At 60.3% G+C, this 18,283-nt stretch carries 17 protein-coding genes and 1 pseudogene; 5 read left to right on the top strand and 13 right to left on the bottom strand.

Annotated elements, in window-relative coordinates; all coding sequences use genetic code 11:
• Window positions 1-8 precede the first annotated feature (8 nt).
• The 3 genes from DQ393_RS24955 to DQ393_RS24945 form a co-directional block, all read right to left on the bottom strand.
• Complete coding sequence (locus DQ393_RS24955; RefSeq protein ID WP_112344418.1) at window positions 9-1,607, bottom strand: ABC-F family ATP-binding cassette domain-containing protein; 1,599 nt, start codon at window positions 1,605-1,607, stop codon at window positions 9-11.
• Between the two features lie 150 nt (window positions 1,608-1,757).
• Window positions 1,758-2,330: a dienelactone hydrolase family protein gene (locus tag DQ393_RS24950; protein ID WP_112344373.1), complete on the bottom strand. Its 573-nt coding sequence runs from the start codon at window positions 2,328-2,330 to the stop codon at window positions 1,758-1,760.
• 195 nt (window positions 2,331-2,525) lie between these two features.
• Complete coding sequence (locus tag DQ393_RS24945; RefSeq protein ID WP_112344417.1) at window positions 2,526-2,822, bottom strand: DUF1127 domain-containing protein; 297 nt, start codon at window positions 2,820-2,822, stop codon at window positions 2,526-2,528.
• Between the two features lie 200 nt (window positions 2,823-3,022).
• Between DQ393_RS24945 and DQ393_RS24940 the strand changes: the two genes are divergently transcribed.
• Window positions 3,023-3,976 (top strand): LysR substrate-binding domain-containing protein, encoded by a 954-nt coding sequence (locus tag DQ393_RS24940; RefSeq protein WP_112344372.1) that lies wholly within the window; start codon window positions 3,023-3,025, stop codon window positions 3,974-3,976.
• 36 nt (window positions 3,977-4,012) lie between these two features.
• On the opposite strand, the gene DQ393_RS24935 is transcribed toward DQ393_RS24940, so the two are convergent.
• From DQ393_RS24935 to guaB, 5 genes are all read right to left on the bottom strand, one after another.
• The gene (locus tag DQ393_RS24935) at window positions 4,013-4,645 is read right to left on the bottom strand and encodes a TetR/AcrR family transcriptional regulator (protein ID WP_112344371.1); all 633 of its coding nucleotides are present in this window, start codon (window positions 4,643-4,645) and stop codon (window positions 4,013-4,015) included.
• A 206-nt stretch (window positions 4,646-4,851) separates the two neighbouring features.
• Entirely contained in the window at window positions 4,852-5,733 is an 882-nt protein-coding gene (locus tag DQ393_RS24930; RefSeq protein ID WP_112344370.1) for a dienelactone hydrolase family protein, read from the bottom strand.
• Between the two features lie 144 nt (window positions 5,734-5,877).
• The gene (locus DQ393_RS24925) at window positions 5,878-6,300 is read right to left on the bottom strand and encodes an MAPEG family protein (protein WP_112344369.1); all 423 of its coding nucleotides are present in this window, start codon (window positions 6,298-6,300) and stop codon (window positions 5,878-5,880) included.
• Between the two features lie 42 nt (window positions 6,301-6,342).
• Window positions 6,343-6,915 (bottom strand): hypothetical protein, encoded by a 573-nt coding sequence (locus tag DQ393_RS24920; RefSeq protein WP_112344368.1) that lies wholly within the window; start codon window positions 6,913-6,915, stop codon window positions 6,343-6,345.
• A 125-nt stretch (window positions 6,916-7,040) separates the two neighbouring features.
• Window positions 7,041-8,525: an IMP dehydrogenase gene (gene guaB / locus DQ393_RS24915; protein WP_112344367.1), complete on the bottom strand. Its 1,485-nt coding sequence runs from the start codon at window positions 8,523-8,525 to the stop codon at window positions 7,041-7,043.
• A gap of 367 nt (window positions 8,526-8,892) precedes the next feature.
• On the opposite strand from guaB, the gene DQ393_RS24910 reads away from it, so the two are divergent.
• Both DQ393_RS24910 and plsY read left to right on the top strand, forming a co-directional pair.
• Window positions 8,893-9,264 carry an NIPSNAP family protein gene (locus DQ393_RS24910; RefSeq protein ID WP_112344366.1) on the top strand — a complete coding sequence of 124 codons (372 nt, stop codon included), beginning with the start codon at window positions 8,893-8,895 and terminating at the stop codon, window positions 9,262-9,264.
• A gap of 15 nt (window positions 9,265-9,279) precedes the next feature.
• A complete protein-coding gene (plsY, locus tag DQ393_RS24905; protein WP_112344365.1) occupies window positions 9,280-9,945 on the top strand; it encodes a glycerol-3-phosphate 1-O-acyltransferase PlsY in 666 nt (221 codons plus the stop codon).
• A 53-nt stretch (window positions 9,946-9,998) separates the two neighbouring features.
• Here the strand turns inward: plsY and DQ393_RS24900 are convergent.
• Window positions 9,999-10,294: pseudogene (locus tag DQ393_RS24900) on the bottom strand (MBL fold metallo-hydrolase); the annotation flags it as partial.
• A 42-nt stretch (window positions 10,295-10,336) separates the two neighbouring features.
• Complete coding sequence (locus DQ393_RS24895) at window positions 10,337-11,878, bottom strand: MFS transporter (protein ID WP_245430448.1); 1,542 nt, start codon at window positions 11,876-11,878, stop codon at window positions 10,337-10,339.
• Window positions 11,879-11,909: 31 nt separating this feature from the next.
• Here DQ393_RS24895 and DQ393_RS24890 point away from each other — a divergent pair, with 31 nt between their 5' ends.
• The gene (locus tag DQ393_RS24890) at window positions 11,910-12,839 is read left to right on the top strand and encodes a LysR family transcriptional regulator (RefSeq protein WP_112344415.1); all 930 of its coding nucleotides are present in this window, start codon (window positions 11,910-11,912) and stop codon (window positions 12,837-12,839) included.
• Window positions 12,840-13,014: 175 nt separating this feature from the next.
• Here the strand turns inward: DQ393_RS24890 and DQ393_RS24885 are convergent, their stop codons facing one another.
• Window positions 13,015-13,887, bottom strand: a complete 873-nt coding sequence (locus DQ393_RS24885) for an MBL fold metallo-hydrolase (protein WP_112344364.1) — start codon at window positions 13,885-13,887, stop codon at window positions 13,015-13,017.
• A 444-nt stretch (window positions 13,888-14,331) separates the two neighbouring features.
• Between DQ393_RS24885 and DQ393_RS24880 the strand changes: the two genes are divergently transcribed.
• Window positions 14,332-15,762, top strand: coding sequence for an MFS transporter (locus DQ393_RS24880; protein ID WP_112344363.1), 1,431 nt, complete (start codon window positions 14,332-14,334; stop codon window positions 15,760-15,762).
• A gap of 80 nt (window positions 15,763-15,842) precedes the next feature.
• Here DQ393_RS24880 and DQ393_RS24875 read toward each other — a convergent pair whose 3' ends face one another.
• The gene (locus tag DQ393_RS24875) at window positions 15,843-16,580 is read right to left on the bottom strand and encodes an RlmE family RNA methyltransferase (protein WP_112344362.1); all 738 of its coding nucleotides are present in this window, start codon (window positions 16,578-16,580) and stop codon (window positions 15,843-15,845) included.
• The gene (locus DQ393_RS24870; protein ID WP_112344361.1) at window positions 16,577-18,157 is read right to left on the bottom strand and encodes a Ppx/GppA phosphatase family protein; all 1,581 of its coding nucleotides are present in this window, start codon (window positions 18,155-18,157) and stop codon (window positions 16,577-16,579) included. The genes DQ393_RS24875 and DQ393_RS24870 overlap by 4 nt, the downstream gene beginning before the upstream one ends.
• Window positions 18,158-18,283: the final 126 nt, after the last annotated feature.

Below are 18,283 nucleotides of genomic sequence, written 5' to 3'. Positions count from 1 at the left end.
GCGCCCCCTCACCGATCCGAGACGGTTCGAGCAGGCAGCTCGAGCCGTCTCTCTATTCCGATATTCTCGAGAAACACCTCATCGTGGCTGACGACCAGAAGCGCGCCGTCATAGGCTCGCAACCCGGCCTCGACCGCCGCGATGGAATCGATATCCAGATGGTTGGTCGGCTCATCGAGGATCAGCAGAGATGGCGGCACCGAGCCGCCGAGCACGCAGGCAAGCCCGGCGCGCAAAAGCTGGCCGCCGCTGAGGCTGGAGACGATCTGCAGCGCGGCATCGGCCCGAAACATGAAGCGCGCCAAAGCCGCCCGGCAGGCATTCTCGTCAGCCTCCGGGTTGATCCTTCGGAAATTATCGCGAATCGACGGCGATGGATCGAGAAGGCTGACCCTTTGGTCCAGCAGAGCGGAGTGGACGACCCGCACCGTGCCGCTCCACGGTTCCAGCGCACCTGATATCAAGGCCAGCAACGTCGTCTTACCCGAGCCGTTCGGCCCGGTGACGGCAACGCGTTCCGGCCCGGTAATAGCGAAATCGAAATCGCGCAGAATCGGCCGTTCCGGCTCATAACCGGCGGTGATGCCCTCCATCTTGAGGACGATCCTGTTTGACGGCAGCTCAGATGTCGGCAGTTTCACGGTCAGGGGCTGCAGGATCTCGATCTTCCCGCGCGCGGCAGCGGCATCCTGCAGAGCCTGGGCGCGGCGGCGTTCGGCGAGGCGCTTATTCTCCGCGCTTGTCATCTCGGCCCGCTCCTTCAAGCCGCCGAGCATGATGCGCGGAATACCGCCCTTGGCCGCCATCTTCCGGCCGACCTTGTCCCGCCTTGCCTGCCGTTCGACGGCGGTCTGGGCGCTTCTCTCCACTTCGGCGACACGCTTCTCCGCTTCGGCGAAATCATGTTCGGCGGCGGAGAGCTCCAGCGCCTTGCGTTCGCGATACTGGCTCCAATTGCCGCCATAGCGCGATGCACCGAGCGATGTCAGTTCGACGATCGCATCCATAGTGTCGAGCAATTCGCGATCGTGGCTGATGACGATGGCGCCTGCCCTCCAGCCGGCAAGCAGATCGATGACAGCTGCGCGACCGTCCCTATCGAGATTGTTGGTGGGTTCGTCGAGGATCAGGAAATCGGGATCGTCGACGATGAGGGCAGCAAGTCCGCAGCGCGTGCGCTGTCCTCCCGACAGTGTCACGAGAGGTGTTTCCGGGGTGACGTCGAGGCCGACACGATCAAGAGCTGCGGCGATGCGCGCCTCGAGCGTCCAGTCAGCCGAGGCGAGCTCTTCATTCGTCGCCTCACCGGCTTCCGCCCGCTTCAGGACGGCAAGGGCTTCGCTCGCACTGAAGAGATCGGCAACGGTTTCGTCCGCCTCCACCTGCACGTTCTGGCGCAAAATCCCCAATCGACCGCTGAAGAAGATGCTGCCGGATTGCGGCTGCAGCTCGCCGGAGACGAGCTTGATCAGCGTCGTCTTGCCGACGCCGTTGCGTCCGACAAGGCCGGTGCGTTCGGCACCGAAGCTGAGATCGAGATGGGAAAGGAGCGGCCGGCCGTCAGGCGTGGACCACGAAAGATTGGATAGAACGATGGATATGGGCATGAGCAAGAATGTCCTCGATGGCAAGGCTGAACGGCATTGCGGTCGAGATGGAATCCATTGCTGCACACATCCTGTTGGTATTGCGGATGCCCATAAACTAGGCGACCGGCAGCTTCAGTTCAAGGCCGGCGCGCAAAGTCAGGAGCAAGTTCAACCCTTGGCGTCGATGGCATCAAGGAAATCGATGACACGCTTCCAGGTGAGATCGGCGGCCTGGGCGTTATAATCTGGCAGGCTGGCATCGGTGTAGAGGTGGCCGCCCCCACCCGGATACGGGAAGATCTCCGCCGCGACGCCGGACTTGGTGACGGCCTGCCGCCAGCTTGCAACCTCTTCCTCTGGTTCGAACGGATCGGGATCGGCCAGATGAAGCTGTAACGGTAGGCCCTTGCGGGCATTGTCGGCGATGGAGGCAATGCCATGCAGGAAAAGGATGCCGGCGGTCTTCTCCCGCTTCGGCCAGAGGCTTGCAGCGACGGCGGCGCCCATCGAGAAACCTGCAAGCACGGTCGAGGCGGGTAAACCGGCCAGCGCCCATTCTGCGCGCTCGCAGATCGTCGGCCAGCCGATCTCCTCCTTGAACTCAAAGCCCTCATCGATCGATCGGGCGATCAGCCCATCATAGAGATCCGGCGCGAAAGCCTTGTGCCCCGCGGCCTGCACGCGCTCCACCGCCTCATGCTCAAGCGAGCGCAAGCCGTAGACAGAGTGGAAGAAGATCACCGTTGCCGTCGCCGAATCCCTGCTGTCGGATCACATGAACATAAGACAGTTGCCACCGGAGGCAACTTGCCCGGGTATGATCCATTGCGAAAGCACGGTCATAAACGAAAAAACCCGGTGTTGGCCTTGGGCCGAACACCGGGAAAGAGGCAGGGCTTATTGGCTATCACCCTGCGGGGAAACTTTTGTCCGATATCAGCCGCGAAAGCTGAAGGCGGAGGGGCGCGTGCAGCGACGCGCGGAATTGGTCAGATGGCTGGACGGATCCTCGAAGAAGGTCGAGGTGGTCAGCGCAGCGTCGAGATCCTGCCTTGTCAGGCCGATGTCCCGCAGCTGAGCATCGTTCAGCTCATTGAGATAGTGGATTTCCCGACGATTTCGGATTGCGCGCCAGATGGATGCCACATTGACAAAAGCAAGCATCATGCGTGCCGTCAGTGACAGCGATGGCGTTGCAGGGCCGAGGTCAAGGGTCCGATCTATCGTGCGCATTTCCATGGTCCTTTCCTTGGGGCACACGCCGGCAGAGCCCCTTTCCGATGATCCGGAAAAGGGGCGCAGGCCGGGAGGAGTTCGACAAGAGTTCTGTTCGATTGGTATGCTGAATTGCATTCAGAAGATGCCAAAGCCCTATTGATCAGTCCAACGAATGTTTCTAATGATAACTATCAAACTCCTTTATAGGTGAACTCATGTCCGCGCCGCTTGATATCGATCAGTTGCAGACCTTCATCGCCATCGTGGATTCCGGCAGTTTCACCAAGGCGGCCGACCGGGTGTTCAAGACGCAATCGGCCGTTTCCATGCAGATGCGACGGCTGGAAGAGCGCGTCGGCAAGCAGCTTTTCATCAAGGACGGGCGCGGCAACCGCCTGACGGCCGAGGGCGAAAAGCTGCTGAACTACGCCCGCCGCATCATTCGCCTGAACAATGAGGCGATGGCCGCTTTCGACGACAATCGTCTCGAAGGCACGCTGCGCATCGGCACGCCGGACGATTACGCCGACCGCTATATGCCGGAGATCATCGGCCGCTTCGCCAAGACGCATCCGAATGTCGAGCTCTATATCGTCTGCGAACCTTCGGTCGATCTCGCCGAGCGCATGCATCGCGGTGAACTCGACATCGCACTGGTTACCCATAATCCGCGCGAACGCATGTCCGATGTGGTTCGAACGGAGCCGCTCTGCTGGGTCGGCTCGGCCAATCACCCGCTGCGCGACGATGCGCCCATTCCGCTCGCCGTCGGGCGGCGCGACTGCCAGTGGCGCCAGCTTGCCTGCTCGGCTCTCGATGCCGGCGGCCGCGACTATCAGATCCTGTTCACCAGCTGGTCCTGCACCGTCGTTGCCGCAGCCGTGCTCGCCGGGATGGCGGTTTCGGTCATGCCGGAATCGGCGCTCAGGACTGGCATGAAGGTGCTGACTCAGGCTGATGGCTTCCCGCCGCTGCCGCCAGTGCAGATCGGCATCATGAAACGTCCTGGGCTTTCCGTTTCATTGATGAACGCGATCACCGCCCATATCTCGGCCTGCCTGGACAACATCACGCCAGCTGCGGTCGACGATGACCTCGATGGCGAGGTGAAGACCTATACGCGCTTCTATCCGCGGCTGCGCGCCGGGCATATTCTGCCGGGTTGGTGATCTCAGCGCTCACCAACCAATCACTTTCGGTCACGATTACAGTGCCGGCTCCGCCAGCAAAGTAGTGCGGATCACCTGTTTCCATTCATGGAGCATGCGCACGGCCATCTCATTGTCGCTCATGATGGCAAAGCGGACGGATGCGCCGATCAGATGGCTGAAGAGCTGAGTGCGCGCCGTCAAGTCGATGCGGCTTTCGGCCGGCAGGAAAGGCAGAATACTCTCAAGGAAAATTTCGGCGACACGATTGCTGTGCGCGATGTTGAGCTTCAGGATATCCCTGTCGATATCCGTGCCGAGCCAGACGCCGAGATATGCGGGATCGCTGCGGAATTCGTGGTAGTACCAATCGATCATGCCGCAGACGAGGTCGATGGCATGATCCAGCGATGTTACGGTCGCAAAGGCTTCCCCGACCTTTTGCTGGATCAGCCGGGAGTGCCGATCAAGCAGCGCTCCGACGATCGCGGCCTTATCCGGAAAATATTGGTAGACTGAACCGATCGGAATTCCCGCGACCGCGGCAAGTTCGGTCATCTTCATCGCACTGACGCCCTTTTCGGCGATCAGCCTGGCTGCGACCGACAGGATGGCGTCGACGCGTTGAATGCTTCGCTCCTGCTGCGGCCTTTTGCGGAACGTGACGCGGTCAGGCCTGTCCGGATTCATTCTTTCCCCGTTTCATTTTCATACTCAACGACGCTGGACACGGCAGAGGCTATGACACCAGACGCGTTCAATGCGCGTAAACGGGAAAAGTCCAATTTTAATCATCACTTAGGTGCCATCGCTATTATGAAAATCGAGGCCGGAACATGGTTTCGACCTCGGTAATCCGCGGATGGCTGGCAAGCCGCTATCAATGACTTGCGTCGTTACGATACATATTTCTTCAGAAAATCGACCGTCCTGCCCCAAGCGAGATCGGCCGCCTTCCTGTCGTAGCGCGCGGCCGAAGTGTCATTGTTGAAGGCATGGTTGACGCCGTCATAGACGAAGATCTCGAAGGTCTTGCCGCCCGCCTGCAGCTCCTTGCGATAGGCATCGATACCGGCATTGATGCGATCGTCGAGGCCGGCATAATGCAAGAGCAGAGCGGCCCTGATCTTGGGCACATCGCTTGCCGGCGGCTGTGCGCCGTAATAGGCGACGCCTGCCTTCAGCTCAGGCGAGATTGTCGCGAAACGATTGACGAGACCACCGCCCCAGCAGAAGCCGACAGCGCCGACCTTGCCATTGGCGCCATCGGCCTTGGCGAGATAGGCGAGACTCGCTTCGGCATTGGCGGCCGTCAGCGTTGGATCGAGATTGGTGAACATGTCGCGTGCCTTGTCTTCATCCTCCGGCGTGCCGCCGAGCGGAGAGAGGAAATCCGGCGCCAGCGCCACGAAACCTTCCAGCGCCACACGGCGGGCCACATCGCGGATATGCGGATTGAGACCGCGATTCTCATGGATGACGATGACGCCACCGAGCTTGCCGGCCGCATCTTTCGGACGAACGAGATAGCCTTTCATTTCGCCCTTGCTGCCGGCAAAAGTCACATCCTTCGCCTCCAGCCTGCCGTCATTGGCGGCAATGACCTCGGCGCTCGCCTTGTTGGCGGCAAGCAGCGGCGCAATCGCGGCGGCGGTCCCGGCAGAACCCGCAAGCTTGGTCAGCTTTTCCATGAAACCCCGACGATCGAGCGTCAGATGCGTGTACTCGTCATAGGCGTTGATCATCGCCTGCGTCACGACCGGCTTTTCCGTGCTCATAGTCCTCTTCTCCCTGTTTCCCCGGCAGCCGACGCGAAGCGGCCAGCCACTCGTTGACAAGATAGGTCAGCGGATGGCGACGTGAGGGTAAGGTAAAACACAAATGCGTTATCGCAGGTTGTTACCGCGACGACACGCGCGGTGTCAGGAGAAGGCAAGCCAGATAGCGAGCCAGACCCACATGCCGACGAGCGCCGCAAAGCCAAGAGCAAAGAGCGGGCTGCGATAACGCAGGTCGTTGCTGGTCACATGCACGAAGGCATGAGCGTAGCGCGTGGCGACGAAGATCCAGGCGAGGATCACGGCCGGCAAATTATCGGCCTGAGTGGTGTAAAGGAGGATGCAGCAGACGTGGAAGAGCAAGGGAAGCTCGAACTGATTGGCGAGACTGTTTCGCACCACCAGACTTTCGGCCGGCTCATTGGCGGAATGGTTCTCACGAAAGTTCACAGGCTGTATCCGGCCGGCCTTGACGAGAACGCGACGACGCCATCCGAGGAGAGCATAGAGGATGAAGACCAATACCGCATGCGCCACCATGGGCCAAAACATTTCATAGCCGGTCACGCCGCCAACTCCTTTGGAATTTCCGAAAGCCGATAGGGACAATCAGGACGGCCGCGTGCCGTCCGGCGACAGGTAACGAAAAATCGCGAAGCGGGCCAGTAGAATAACCGTCACCACCAGCGTCAGGAATTTCAGCCTGACGAGAACAGGCAGTACGCTTGCAAGAAGCGCCACAGTCTCGTCCGATGGCATCGCAGGGGGATAAAGCAGGAGGCCGGCGATATTCTCGGCATAGTCGACGGCCGCATAAAAGATCGGCAGATAGAAAATGACAGTGGCCGCGCCTGGTGGAATCGGTCGGCCGAAAAAGAAACCGCTGGGGCCGATCAGCCGCAGCAGGCAGAACAAAAGGCCGCCCAGTACCAGTGGAAAGATCAGCTCCGGCCCGAGATACATGGAATGCAGGATGGCGGCCGGATCGGGATGATCCCTGAGATAGCGCAGCATGGCGATGACATCGTCGCGCTCATAACCGCCGACGCGTGCGTCGAGCATCTGCTGGCCGGCTGCGGCATCGCTGAATGCCCTGACGAAGCCGGCATAGATCCAGGCGAAGAGTGCCAGCGAAAGAGCCGCGAGGACCGCCGCCAGGCCCTCTACAGCGCCGCGTGTCATATGTGACACGCAAAGGTCGCTGCAGCACTTTTAATCTGCTGCATAATTTTATCCTTAAATCGATCACGATTTAAGGAATTATGCAGTAAAGACCTGGCATCATCCCGAGCGCGATCTGCCATCAATCAGCCGCCTGCGCCCGGATAGTTCGGGCTTTCGCGGGTGATCGTGACATCGTGGGCGTGGCTTTCGCGCAAGCCCGCGCCGGAGATGCGCACGAAGGTGGCGCGTTCCTGGAAATCCTTGAGATCGGCGCCGCCAACATAGCCCATGGCTGCCTTGAGGCCGCCTGCAAGCTGATGCAGCACACCAGAGACCGGCCCCTTATAGGGAACCTGGCCTTCGATGCCTTCCGGCACGAGCTTCAGCGTGTCGCGAACCTCGGCCTGGAAATAGCGGTCTGCCGAGCCGCGCGCCATGGCGCCGACGGAGCCCATGCCGCGATAGGCCTTGAAGGAACGGCCCTGGTAGAGATAGACCTCGCCCGGGCTTTCATCCGTGCCAGCGAGCAGCGAGCCGATCATCGCGGCGGAAGCGCCGGCGGCGATCGCCTTTGCGAGGTCGCCGGAGAACTTGATGCCGCCATCGGCGATCACGGGGATGTTCTGATCCTGCGCGGCCTGAACGGCCGACATGATGGCGGCAAGCTGCGGCACGCCGACGCCGGCGACGATACGGGTCGTGCAGATGGAGCCGGGACCGATACCGACCTTGACGGCATCCGCGCCGGCATCGATCAGCGCGCGCGTGCCGTCATAGGTGGCGACATTGCCGGCCATGATGCGGACGGAGTTGGAAAGCTTCTTGACGCGGGTAACGGCATCGAGAACGCGCTGCGAATGACCATGTGCGGTATCGACGACCAGAAGGTCGACGCCGGCATCGATCAGGCGTTCGGCGCGCTCATAACCATCGTCGCCGACGCTGATCGCGGCAGCGGCGCGCAGGCGGCCCTGCGCATCCTTCGAAGCGTTCGGGTTGAGCTGCGACTTTTCGATGTCCTTGACGGTGATCAAACCGACCAGACGGCTGTCAGCGTCAACGACAAGCAGCTTTTCGATGCGGTGCTTGTGCAGCAGGCGCTTGGCTTCCTGCTGCTGAACGCTTTCCGTGACCGTGACCAGATTTTCGCGGGTCATCAGCTCGTAGATCTTCTGCGAGGGGTCGGAAGCGAAGCGGACGTCGCGGTTGGTGAGGATGCCCACCAGGCGATGCGACTTTTCGACGACCGGGATGCCGGAAATACCATGCGCCTTCATCAGGCTCAGCGCTTCGGCAAGCGTTGCGTCCGGGCCGATGGTGACCGGATTGATCACCATGCCGCTTTCGAACTTCTTGACCTGGCGGACCTCTTCGGCCTGCTGCACCGGCGTCAGGTTGCGGTGGATAACACCCATGCCGCCGGCCTGAGCCATGGCGATCGCCAGACGGCTTTCCGTCACCGTGTCCATGGCGGCAGAGAGGATCGGCAGGTTAAGCTCGATGTCCTGGGCGATGCGGGTGGCGATATTCGTCTGGCCGGGCATGACCTCGGAGTGTCCCGGCTGCAGGAGCACGTCGTCGAATGTGAGGGCATCCAACCCGGTTGACGTTTCAATAATGCGTGCCATGGCCAATTCCTTCGTCTGTGAAAACAGGAAAGCCCGGAACGAATCGTCTACCGGGCGATCTTGCAAGTGTTGCTTGGAAGTTGGCGAGGGCTGGTAACACGTCTATGACAGGAAGGGAATAGCAAAAAGCGCGGGGCAGATATGCCAAGCCGTGGCTTCAATGCGGGATTCGGCTGCGGTGTTCAGAGATTTCCATGCGGGCGTTGTCAAACACAGGCGAAAGTCCTCGTCATCGTCGGTCGCTTTCGGCGGGAGCAGCAATTGCGAGCAGTCTATTCCGGAAGAGTGCGCCATGACATAAGGTATCACGGTCGATTGGACGCAGGATTCCTGGTGCCTGCTTGTGACCTAAAGAAATGATCTTTCAATGCTCAAAAGCCCGGTTACGTGCGAAGTTCGCTACCGCATCGATCATCGCAGAATTTCGGAATTCGAAGCTTACAGCCGGATTTGGATTGAGCTCATCGAACGCCATGGCGGAACACATCACGGCTATTTCCTACCCCGGGACAAGCCGGCAGAGGCCGGAGTGAGCTTCCCGGGCATAAGTGAAGAAGGCCCCGGCGACATAGCGGTCGCACTATTCACATTTCCGGATGAGACAACCTACCTGCAATACCGCGAGCGTGTTGCAGCCGATCCGGACGGAATTGCCGCAAACGAACGCTTCGGAAAGAATCCGCCATTCATCAGCTACGAGCGAACTTTCCTGCGGCCGGTGCTACCGGCAAAGACTTAGACAGAGGTGACACTCATGGATTTCTGGATAGCAAGCGTCGCAGGATTAGCGATCGCCTATCTCTTGGGCTCCATACCCACGGGCTATCTGGCAGGGAGACTGCTCAAGGGCGTTGATATTCGGGAACTCGGCTCCAAGTCCACCGGCGCAACGAACGTATTGCGGACCCTTGGGAAATGGCCGGCCTTGGTGGTGCTCCTGGTCGATGTGCTGAAAGGTGCCGCGGCAATCGTCTTTGCCCGTTGGTTCTATCCCTGGCTCTATACGCTGCCGACCATGCTTGGTCCGCAGAGCCAGCAAAGCTTGGTTCCATGGGCTGTTTGTTTGGCAGGACTTGCCGCATTGCTGGGGCATAGCCGCCCGATATGGCTGAATTTTAGAGGCGGCAAATCCGTCGCAACGGGACTTGGCCTGTTGCTGGCGATAGCCTGGCCGGTGGGATTGGGTGCAGTGACGGTTTTTGGCGTTGCGTTGGCTATTTTTCGGATTGTTTCTCTGGGATCAATCCTGGCAGCCTTGACTGCGATTGCCCTGGTCTGCTGCCTGGAGCAGCCATTGCCCTATCGGTTGCTGGTGATCGCCGGCAGCCTTTACGTGATAGTGCGCCATCGCACGAACATTCAGCGACTGCTTGTAGGAACGGAACCTCGTCTCGGGCGAAGTGCTGTGGTCCAAAACTGAAACGGGATCGCAGATCCAGCATGTGCGATCCGGTTCGCCATGATTGACTCATCTCAAACGTCGAACTGATAGCTTTTCGGAATATAGCGAAAACCTTCCGGCTGCTTCTCCACGAAGCCGACGGCGGGGAAAGGCATGTGGAAGCCGAGGAAGGGGATGCGGTCGGCGGCGATCATGTCGAAGATGCGGCGGCGATCATGTCGAAGATGCGGCGGCGTGTCTTTGCCGCCTGCGACTTGTCCAGATCAAAACGCACGTCCCAGTCCGGGCGGCCGAGCGACAGGACATAATGGTTGGCGGTGTCGCCGGTCATGACGAGCTGCCCGCCGCCGGATTCCAGATGGAAAACGGACGCTTCGACCAGGATTTTCGAAACAACTAAACTCTTGATCTATCCAGACGATCTCCTTCGTCCATGTAGCGCGTCGAACAGAACAAGGCTCAGGGTGACGGCGGCCAAATTGTAAAGCGTCGCGACTGCGAATGCCGCCCCGTAGCCACCGGCGGCCGGTACCGCTGAATTTGCCTCCACGCCGCTCTCGTCAATAATACCGAACAAGATGATGCCGACAATCGTCAGTCCGAACGCCGAACCCGTTGTCTGTATGGTGCTGAAGATGCCAGACGCCATTCCGACCTCCGAATCGGCAATGGTGCTCAGAACCATGTTGAGCAAAAGCGGAATGACAATTCCCTGCCCAAGCCCCTGCAGTATCACCGAGATAGTCAGGGTCGATGCCTCCCGACCAAGAAAGCCGTCAGCAACTGCGATTAGCAAGCCCAAACTGAAGATAGCCATGCCAAAGATTGGCGTCTGATGCCCCATCCTCTTGGCCAAGAAGGCCGACATCAGGGAGCCTGCGAAGAAAGCGATGGTGGAGGGCAGAAACAGCATCGCCGCCTGTAAAGGAGTCCTGCCGAGGCCGACCTGTAAAAAGATCGTCAGCGACAGCGAGAAAGAGCTGATCGCAGAGAAAAACAGAAACGATGCCAGCATACCGAAGGCAAAGCCGTCGTTCTTGAACAGCAACGGATCAATAATCGGGACACCTCCCCGCTGCGTCAAGCGGTTTTCATACACGATAAAGGTTGCGAACAAAGGCACAGATGACAACAGACCGATGATCGTCCACCAAGGCCAATGCTGCTCTCGCCCTATCATCGCTGGCAGGAGGATTGCCGTGAGGGCAGAGGCACCCAGGAATGCCCCGAACACATCAAGCCTCGCCGATACAGCTTCTCTGGTTTCAACGATGAACCACTTCCCGGCAATGATGGCGTAGGCGGCGACCGGCAGATTGACAAAAAAGATCAGGCGCCAGCCAAGGCCGCCAATATCGAGCGCCATCAAGCCACCGCCGAGCACTTGCGAGGCTACGCCGGCAGCACCCTGTACACTCCCCATTACGCCGAACGCCCAGCGGCGCTTCTCTCCGTCGAACAGCAATCGCAGCGACGCATAGACCTGCGGCATCAGCAGCGCCGCGCCAATGCCCTGCAATGCCCGCGCGGCGATCAGGTTCCAGGGTGATGAAGCGAGGCCACACAGTAAGGAGGCCCCCGCAAAGATGGCCATGCCATAAAGGAACAGCCGCCGTCGGCCGTAGAGATCGCCCAACCGGGCGCCATTGAGCAGCATCGCGCCATAGGAGACGCTGTAGGCCACCATGATCATCTGCAACTCGGCGTTCGAGGCGTGCAAGTCCCGTTGAATATTCGGGAGCGCCACGTTGACGATGAAGAGATCGAGGATGGTGACAAAGTTTCCTGTCAGCAACACTGCAAGCGATGAATTGGCTCCCGCCCAGCGAGGCTCTTTTCTTACCAACTTCATTTGTATCTCCGGCTGAAAGGGAAGCAGGGTTGCGCCTTCCCGTAGGAGAAACGATATCTGGTCTTGAATATTGATCAATAACGGGAAAAAGACTTTCATTAACGACAATATGTCTTTAATGGGTGTCGCTATGGATAGCTTCAGCAGTCTTGCTGCCTTCGTTCACGCTGCCGAGCAACGCAGCTATGTGGCGGCGGCTCGCGTCGCCGGCCTTTCGCCATCGGCCATCGGTAAGGCCATTGCACGCCTCGAAGCCAGGCTTGGCGTCAGGCTGTTCAACAGGACAACGCGCAACATCAGCCTGACAGAGGAAGGTTCAGCGTTCTACGAGCGCTGCAAGCGTATCATCGATGACCTCGAAGATGCGGAGACTAGCCTTATAGAAAGCCGGAAGCGCCCAAAAGGGCGCCTGCGCATCAGTGTCCCGCACATCGTCGGTCATCACCTCTTGATGCCCCTGCTGCCGGCCTTCGTCGCACGGTATCCCGAGATCGAGCTGGATATCGACTTTGAAGACCACGTCACCGACCTGGTGAGTGAAGGGGTGGATGTCGCTGTTCGTAGCGGCGAACTTGCCGATACCCGCTTGATTGCCCGACATCTCGGGGAGCAGCATTTTGTTGTTTGCGGAAGCCCTGCCTATTTCGATCGCCACATTCTTCCGACGACGCCGGCCGACCTTGCTTTACATGCGTGCATCCATTTTAAATATCCCACAAGCGGCCGGCTGGCGCCCTGGGCCTTTGCTCCTTCAAGCGAAAAGCTGATCTTGCCCAGGAGCCTGATCTTTAACAATACAGACGCGAGCTTACGGGCGGCGTTGGACGGCTTGGGGATCGCTCACCTGCCCATCTATGTCGCGGCGGCTCACATCCGCGCAAGATTGCTTGTTCCCGTGCTCACCTCACATATGGTCCCGTTTGGCTCTTTGTCGCTCGTCTGGCCGTCCAATCGCCAACTGTCCCCAAAGGTCCGGGCATTTGTGGACTTCGTGGCCGAGCATCTCGCAGCACGACCGAATGCTTTCGAAGCAGCGGCGGAGCTGAAGCGAAACTCCTAAGGTCAGCGATAAGCTATCCATAATTAGACGTCGGGAACGATTCTGTCGCGAACTTGCTCTCGAAAACTCGATTTGAGCCACCGACTTTCGCGGCAGAAGCCATCCGCATTTTTGTCGCTGATCAGCCTTGCGATCTCACTTTGAAAACAGACCTCAATCTTCCTTGAGTTCGCCCTCAAACGTCGAACTGATAGCTTTTCGGAATATAGCGAAAACCTTCCGGCTGCTTCTCCACGAAGCCGACGGCGGGGAAAGGCATGTGGAAGCCGAGGAAGGGGATGCGGTCGGCGGCGATCATGTCGAAGATGCGGCGGCGTGTCTTTGCCGCCTGCGGCTTGTCCAGATCAAAACGCACGTCCCAGTCCGGGCGGCCGAGCGACAGGACATAGTGGTTGGCGGTGTCGCCGGTCATGACGAGCTGCCTGCCGTCGGATTCCAGATGGAAAACGAGATGGCCGGGCGTGTGGCCGGGCGCCAGCATGGCGGTCATGCCGCTGACGATCTGGTCGCCATCCCTAAGGAAGGTCATCTTCTCGGCGAAGGGCACGACATTGGCAAGCACAGCCTTATGCCCGCCTTCCGCCGGCGTTCCCTCGCGCGCCTTGTCGGTCCAGAACCCATACTCGATCTCGCCGGCAACGTAGCGAGCGTTTGGAAAGGCCGGGCCATCCTCCTCCATCAATCCGTTGATATGATCGCCGTGCAGATGCGTCAGCGCAACGACGGTAACCTGTTCCGGCCTGTAGCCGACGGCCTTCAGCCCCTCGCGAAAGCGACCGAGGCCACGCGCGCGTCCAGCCGCACCAAAGCCGGTATCGACGACGATCACGTCGGAGCCGGTATCGATGATGGCGGGCGCATAGCTGTTCACAAGCTTTTCCGTCGGCAGGAAATTCTGCTCCAGCAGCTTGCGAACCGTATCGGGCGTCTGGTTTGTGCCGAAAGTCTCCCAGGGATTGTCCATGATGCTGGCGCCGTCCTTGACGACAGTGATGGTACAGGATCCCAATTTGAACTGATGCGTGTCTGGGGGCGGGACGGCAGTCATGATTTTCACTCCTTCTGCTGATGCGCGGCGTAAGCCACGCCTATCGCCGCCGCCGGCAGCAACGGTTCGGGAGATCATTCTGTCCGGCCAAAATTTTCGTCATGACAAGACAATCCAATTCCGCTAATACACCGACGACGTTTTATGCGTTTAGCATTTACATGCTCTCAGCATATGTCAAATCCTGCGTTCCGCGGCATGCGACGGCGGCTATCACGAAGACGTGACCCCAAGCATTCATGGAGCAATATCCGGGATTGGCAGCAGCCTCGCATAGGACTACAGAGCGGCTGATCGCACTACAGCACCGCGCGTCGCATGTGAGGCGCCAGGCGCTGTAGCACCTTCAATCTGCTGCATAATTCCTTAAATCGATTCCGATTTTAAGGAATTATGCAGTGGGCGACAGCCTTCCCGAAGACAGACCCATCAAGGCAGATGCCTATGAATCGCATCGTTCCATTGATCCTCGCCGTCGCACTCTTCATGGAACAGATGGATTCCACCGTCATCGCGACAGCGCTGCCGGCCATCGCCAACGATCTCCATGTCGGGCCGATCACGCTGAAGCTGGCGCTGACCTCCTACATGGTGTCGCTCGCCGTGTTCATCCCGATCAGCGGCTGGATGGCGGATCGCTTCGGCGCGAAAAACATCTTCCGCATCGCAATCTGCGTCTTTGTCATCGGTTCCATCATGTGCGCCTTTTCGGGCGGCCTGCTCGAATTCGTCTTCGCCCGCTTCCTGCAGGGCGTCGGCGGGTCGATGATGACGCCGGTCGGGCGCCTCGTGCTGGTGCGCACCACGCAGAAAAGCGACCTGGTTTCCGCCATGGCACTGCTTTCGATTCCCGCGCTCGTCGGCCCGCTTGCCGGCCCGCCGCTTGGCGGCTTCATCACCACCTATGCCTCCTGGCACTGGATCTTCCTGATCAACGTGCCCGTCGGCGTCCTCGGCGTGATCTTGGCTTCAATCTTCCTGCCTGAGGTGAAAGCGACCAAGCCGCCGAAGCTCGATGTCATCGGCTTCCTTTTGACATCCTTCGCCGCATCCGGCGTCGTCTTCGGCATGTCCGTCATCAGCCTGCCGGCGCTGCCGCCTTATATCGGCATCTCCGCCATCGTCATCGGCTTTGTCTGCGGCGTTCTTTATGTCGGCCATGCCCGCCGCCACCCGGCACCGATCCTCGACCTGTCGCTGCTGAAGAATATCACCTTCCGCGCCTCGGTCACCGGCGGCACGCTGTTTCGCATCTGCATCGGCGCCATGCCCTTCCTGACACCCTTGATGCTGCAGCTCGGCTTCGGCCTCAATCCATTCCAATCCGGCCTAATCACTTTTGCCGGCGCGATCGGCGCGATTTCGACGAAGTTCATCGCACGCCGGGTCTTTACCGCTGTCGGCTTCAAGACGGCGCTGCTTTCGGCCGCTGCGATCACGACTATCACCACGATCTGCACCGGCTTTTTCCAGCCCTGGACGTCGCACCTCATCATCATCGGCATCTTGCTGATCGGCGGCTTCTCGCGCTCGTTCTTCTTCACCGGCGTCAATGCGCTTGCCTTTGCCGATATCAGCGACAGGCAGGCGAGCCAGGCAACATCGATGAGCTCCGTCATGCAGCAGATCAGCCTGGCGCTTGGCGTCGCCGTCGCCGCCATGATCCTGGAGGCCTCCACCTTCTTCAGCGGCACGCAACTGCAGGTGCGCGATTTCCATATCGCCTTCTTCTGCATCTCGGTGCTGACCGTGCTTGCAACCATCCCCTTCATCCGGATGGATCGCAGCGCCGGCGCCATGGTTTCCGGCCACAGGGCCGGCCTGAAGCGCGTCGCAACGCTGCAGCCGCAGGTGGAACAGACGGCCGCAAAGTGATGATGCGGCCCTTATCGTGCTTCAGCCAAGCGGCAGCGCAGCGAGGGTTTCGTCAGTTTAGCGATTGAGGATAGTCGGATCTAGCGATCGGCGACGGATTCCTCTTCTTCCCTCTCACCTTCCGGCTTGCGTCCCTTGAAGCCTTTCGCTAGCAGGAACATTTCCACCGACTCGGCTCTGGATGCGCCGGGCTTCACATGGATGACCTGACGGAAATTCTGCTTGAGGAAAGTCAGCAGATCGCGCTCCGTGCCGCCCTGGAAGGTCTTGGCAAGGAAATGTCCGCCTTCGGCCAGCACCTCGACGGCGAAATGCGCCGCCACTTCGCAGAGATGCATGGTCCGCAGATGGTCGGTGCGGTGATGGCCCGTCGTCGGCGCCGCCATATCGGATATCACGAGATCCGGCGTGCCGCCGACGGCATCGATCAGCCTTTGCGGCGCCGTCGAATCAAGGAAATCGAGCTGCAGGATGCTGACGCCGGGGATCGGCGCCATCTCAAGAAAATCAATGGCGGCGACGCGGATATCCTCTTCGGTCGATGCGGTCACCTTGGCCGCGATCTGCGACCAGCTGCCGGGTGCCGCACCCAGGTCGATGATGCGGCGCGCACCTTTCAGGATCTGATGCTTCTCGTCGATCTCCAGCAGCTTGAAAGCGGCGCGGGCGCGATAGCCTTCAAGCTGGGCGCGCTGCACATAGGGATCGTTGATATGGCGCTGCAGCCATTGCCGCGAGGAGGCCTTCAGTTTCTTCTTCTTGACGCGCTGGCCGAGCTTGCGGCCCGTCCGGTTGCCGGCGATAGTTGGCTTGGTCACGTCTGCGGCCCCTTCATATCCCTCGGTCGATGACCTCGGCGCGAGCGGCCTCGCCGCCACACGCCGTCGTCTGCCATCATGTCGGTCAGCAGTCCCTCGCGCAGGCCGCGGTCGGCAACGCGCATGCGCGGGCTCGGCCAGCGGCGGCGGATCGCCTCCAGAATGGCACAGCCGGCGAGGACCAGATCGGCGCGATCCGGCCCGATGCAGGGATTGGCGGCGCGGCCGGCAAAATCCCAGGACAAGAGCTTCGCCTGCATCGCGCTCACTTCGTCATCCGAAAGCCAGACGCCGTCGACCCGGCGACGATCGTAGCGCGGCAGATCGAGATGAACGCCGGCAAGCGTCGTCACCGTGCCGGAAGTCCCGATCAGATGGAAGTCGCCGCTGTCGCGTGCGGCACCCTGCACCGGCGGACAATCGAAACGCTCGAGCATACGCTGGACTTCGCACACCATCGTCTCGAACAGCTCCGGCGTCACGTCGCGTCCACCATGTCGCTCGGAGAGCGTCACGACGCCGACGGGCAGCGAAGTCCAATGAGTGATGTGATTGGCAAGCCGGCTGGAGCGATTCTCGCCGATGCGGATGACGGCAATCTCGGAAGAGCCGCCGCCGATATCGAACAGCACGACGGAGCGCGCCTCGGGTCCCACAAGCGACGAGCAGCCCGAGACGGCAAGCCGCGCCTCGGTCTCGCGGTCGATGATTTCGAGCTGCAATCCGGTCTCTTCGGTCACGCGCGCAAGGAATGCCTCGCCATTGTCAGCAGCGCGGCAGGCTTCGGTCGCGATCAACCTCATGCGGCGGATTTCGCGGGCCTTCAGCTTGGCCGCGCAGATGCGCAGCGCCTCCACAGCCCGATCCATGGCATCGCTCGAAAGGCGTCCGCTGGCGCCGAGCCCTTCCCCGAGGCGCACGATTCGGGAGAACGCGTCGACCACCCGGAACTGCCCCGGACGGGTCGGCTGCGCGATCAGCAGGCGGCAATTGTTGGTGCCGAGATCGAGGGCGGCATAGAGATCGAGCGGCCGGGAATCAGCCTCGGTAAAATGATGCTGCCCCTGGCCTTCGCGCCGCGGCGGCGATTGCCGGCTCTGGCGATGATCGTCATGGGCCGGAGCGTGGGCGTTTGCCGGCATGTTCGCGGGAGCGACGATCTGCGCCGTCTTCTCATGCGCCAATGGCCGGCCCTGCAGGCCGCGCTTGCTGCGGTGCTTGCGGCGATTCTTGCCGCTCTTGTGCGATGAGGGATGGCCGTGATCCGCTGCCGCACGGTGTTCCGGCGCGGATGAAAACTGCTGTTGTGTTTGGGAAGCGGATTGCGCGCCACCATGGGCTGCGCCGCGCGCACGGCGCCGACGCTTGCGTTTTCTGGCCGGCGAGCCGGCGTCATCCTCTGCTGGGCGTTGCGCCGCCTGGCTGGACTTGCCTGCCTGGCTGGCTTTCGCAGAATGAGCGTTCGGGCGGCCATGGCTGCGCTTACGCTTCGCACGCCGGGAGGATTTACCCTTCCTGCGCTCTGCTACCGACGCCCCGTCTGCCTGCGGCGCTAGGCCGCTGTCGGGGTCACTCACGTATCTTTTCCACCGCGCCGCGCAAGGCCCTAGGGCATGCTGCAGGCGCTCGTTCGATTTTCGTTGGGCAGAGAATACCAGCAGGATGGGTTTTCGCCAAATTCTTTTTGAATCGCGCCAATTTAG

The sequence above is a fragment of the Martinezella tropici genome (genome assembly GCF_003287875.1).
Taxonomy (GTDB): Bacteria; Pseudomonadota; Alphaproteobacteria; order Rhizobiales; family Rhizobiaceae; genus Rhizobium; species Rhizobium tropici_C.
Note: the sequence above shows the minus strand (reverse complement) of the source record. Positions and strands in the feature narration are given on the sequence as shown.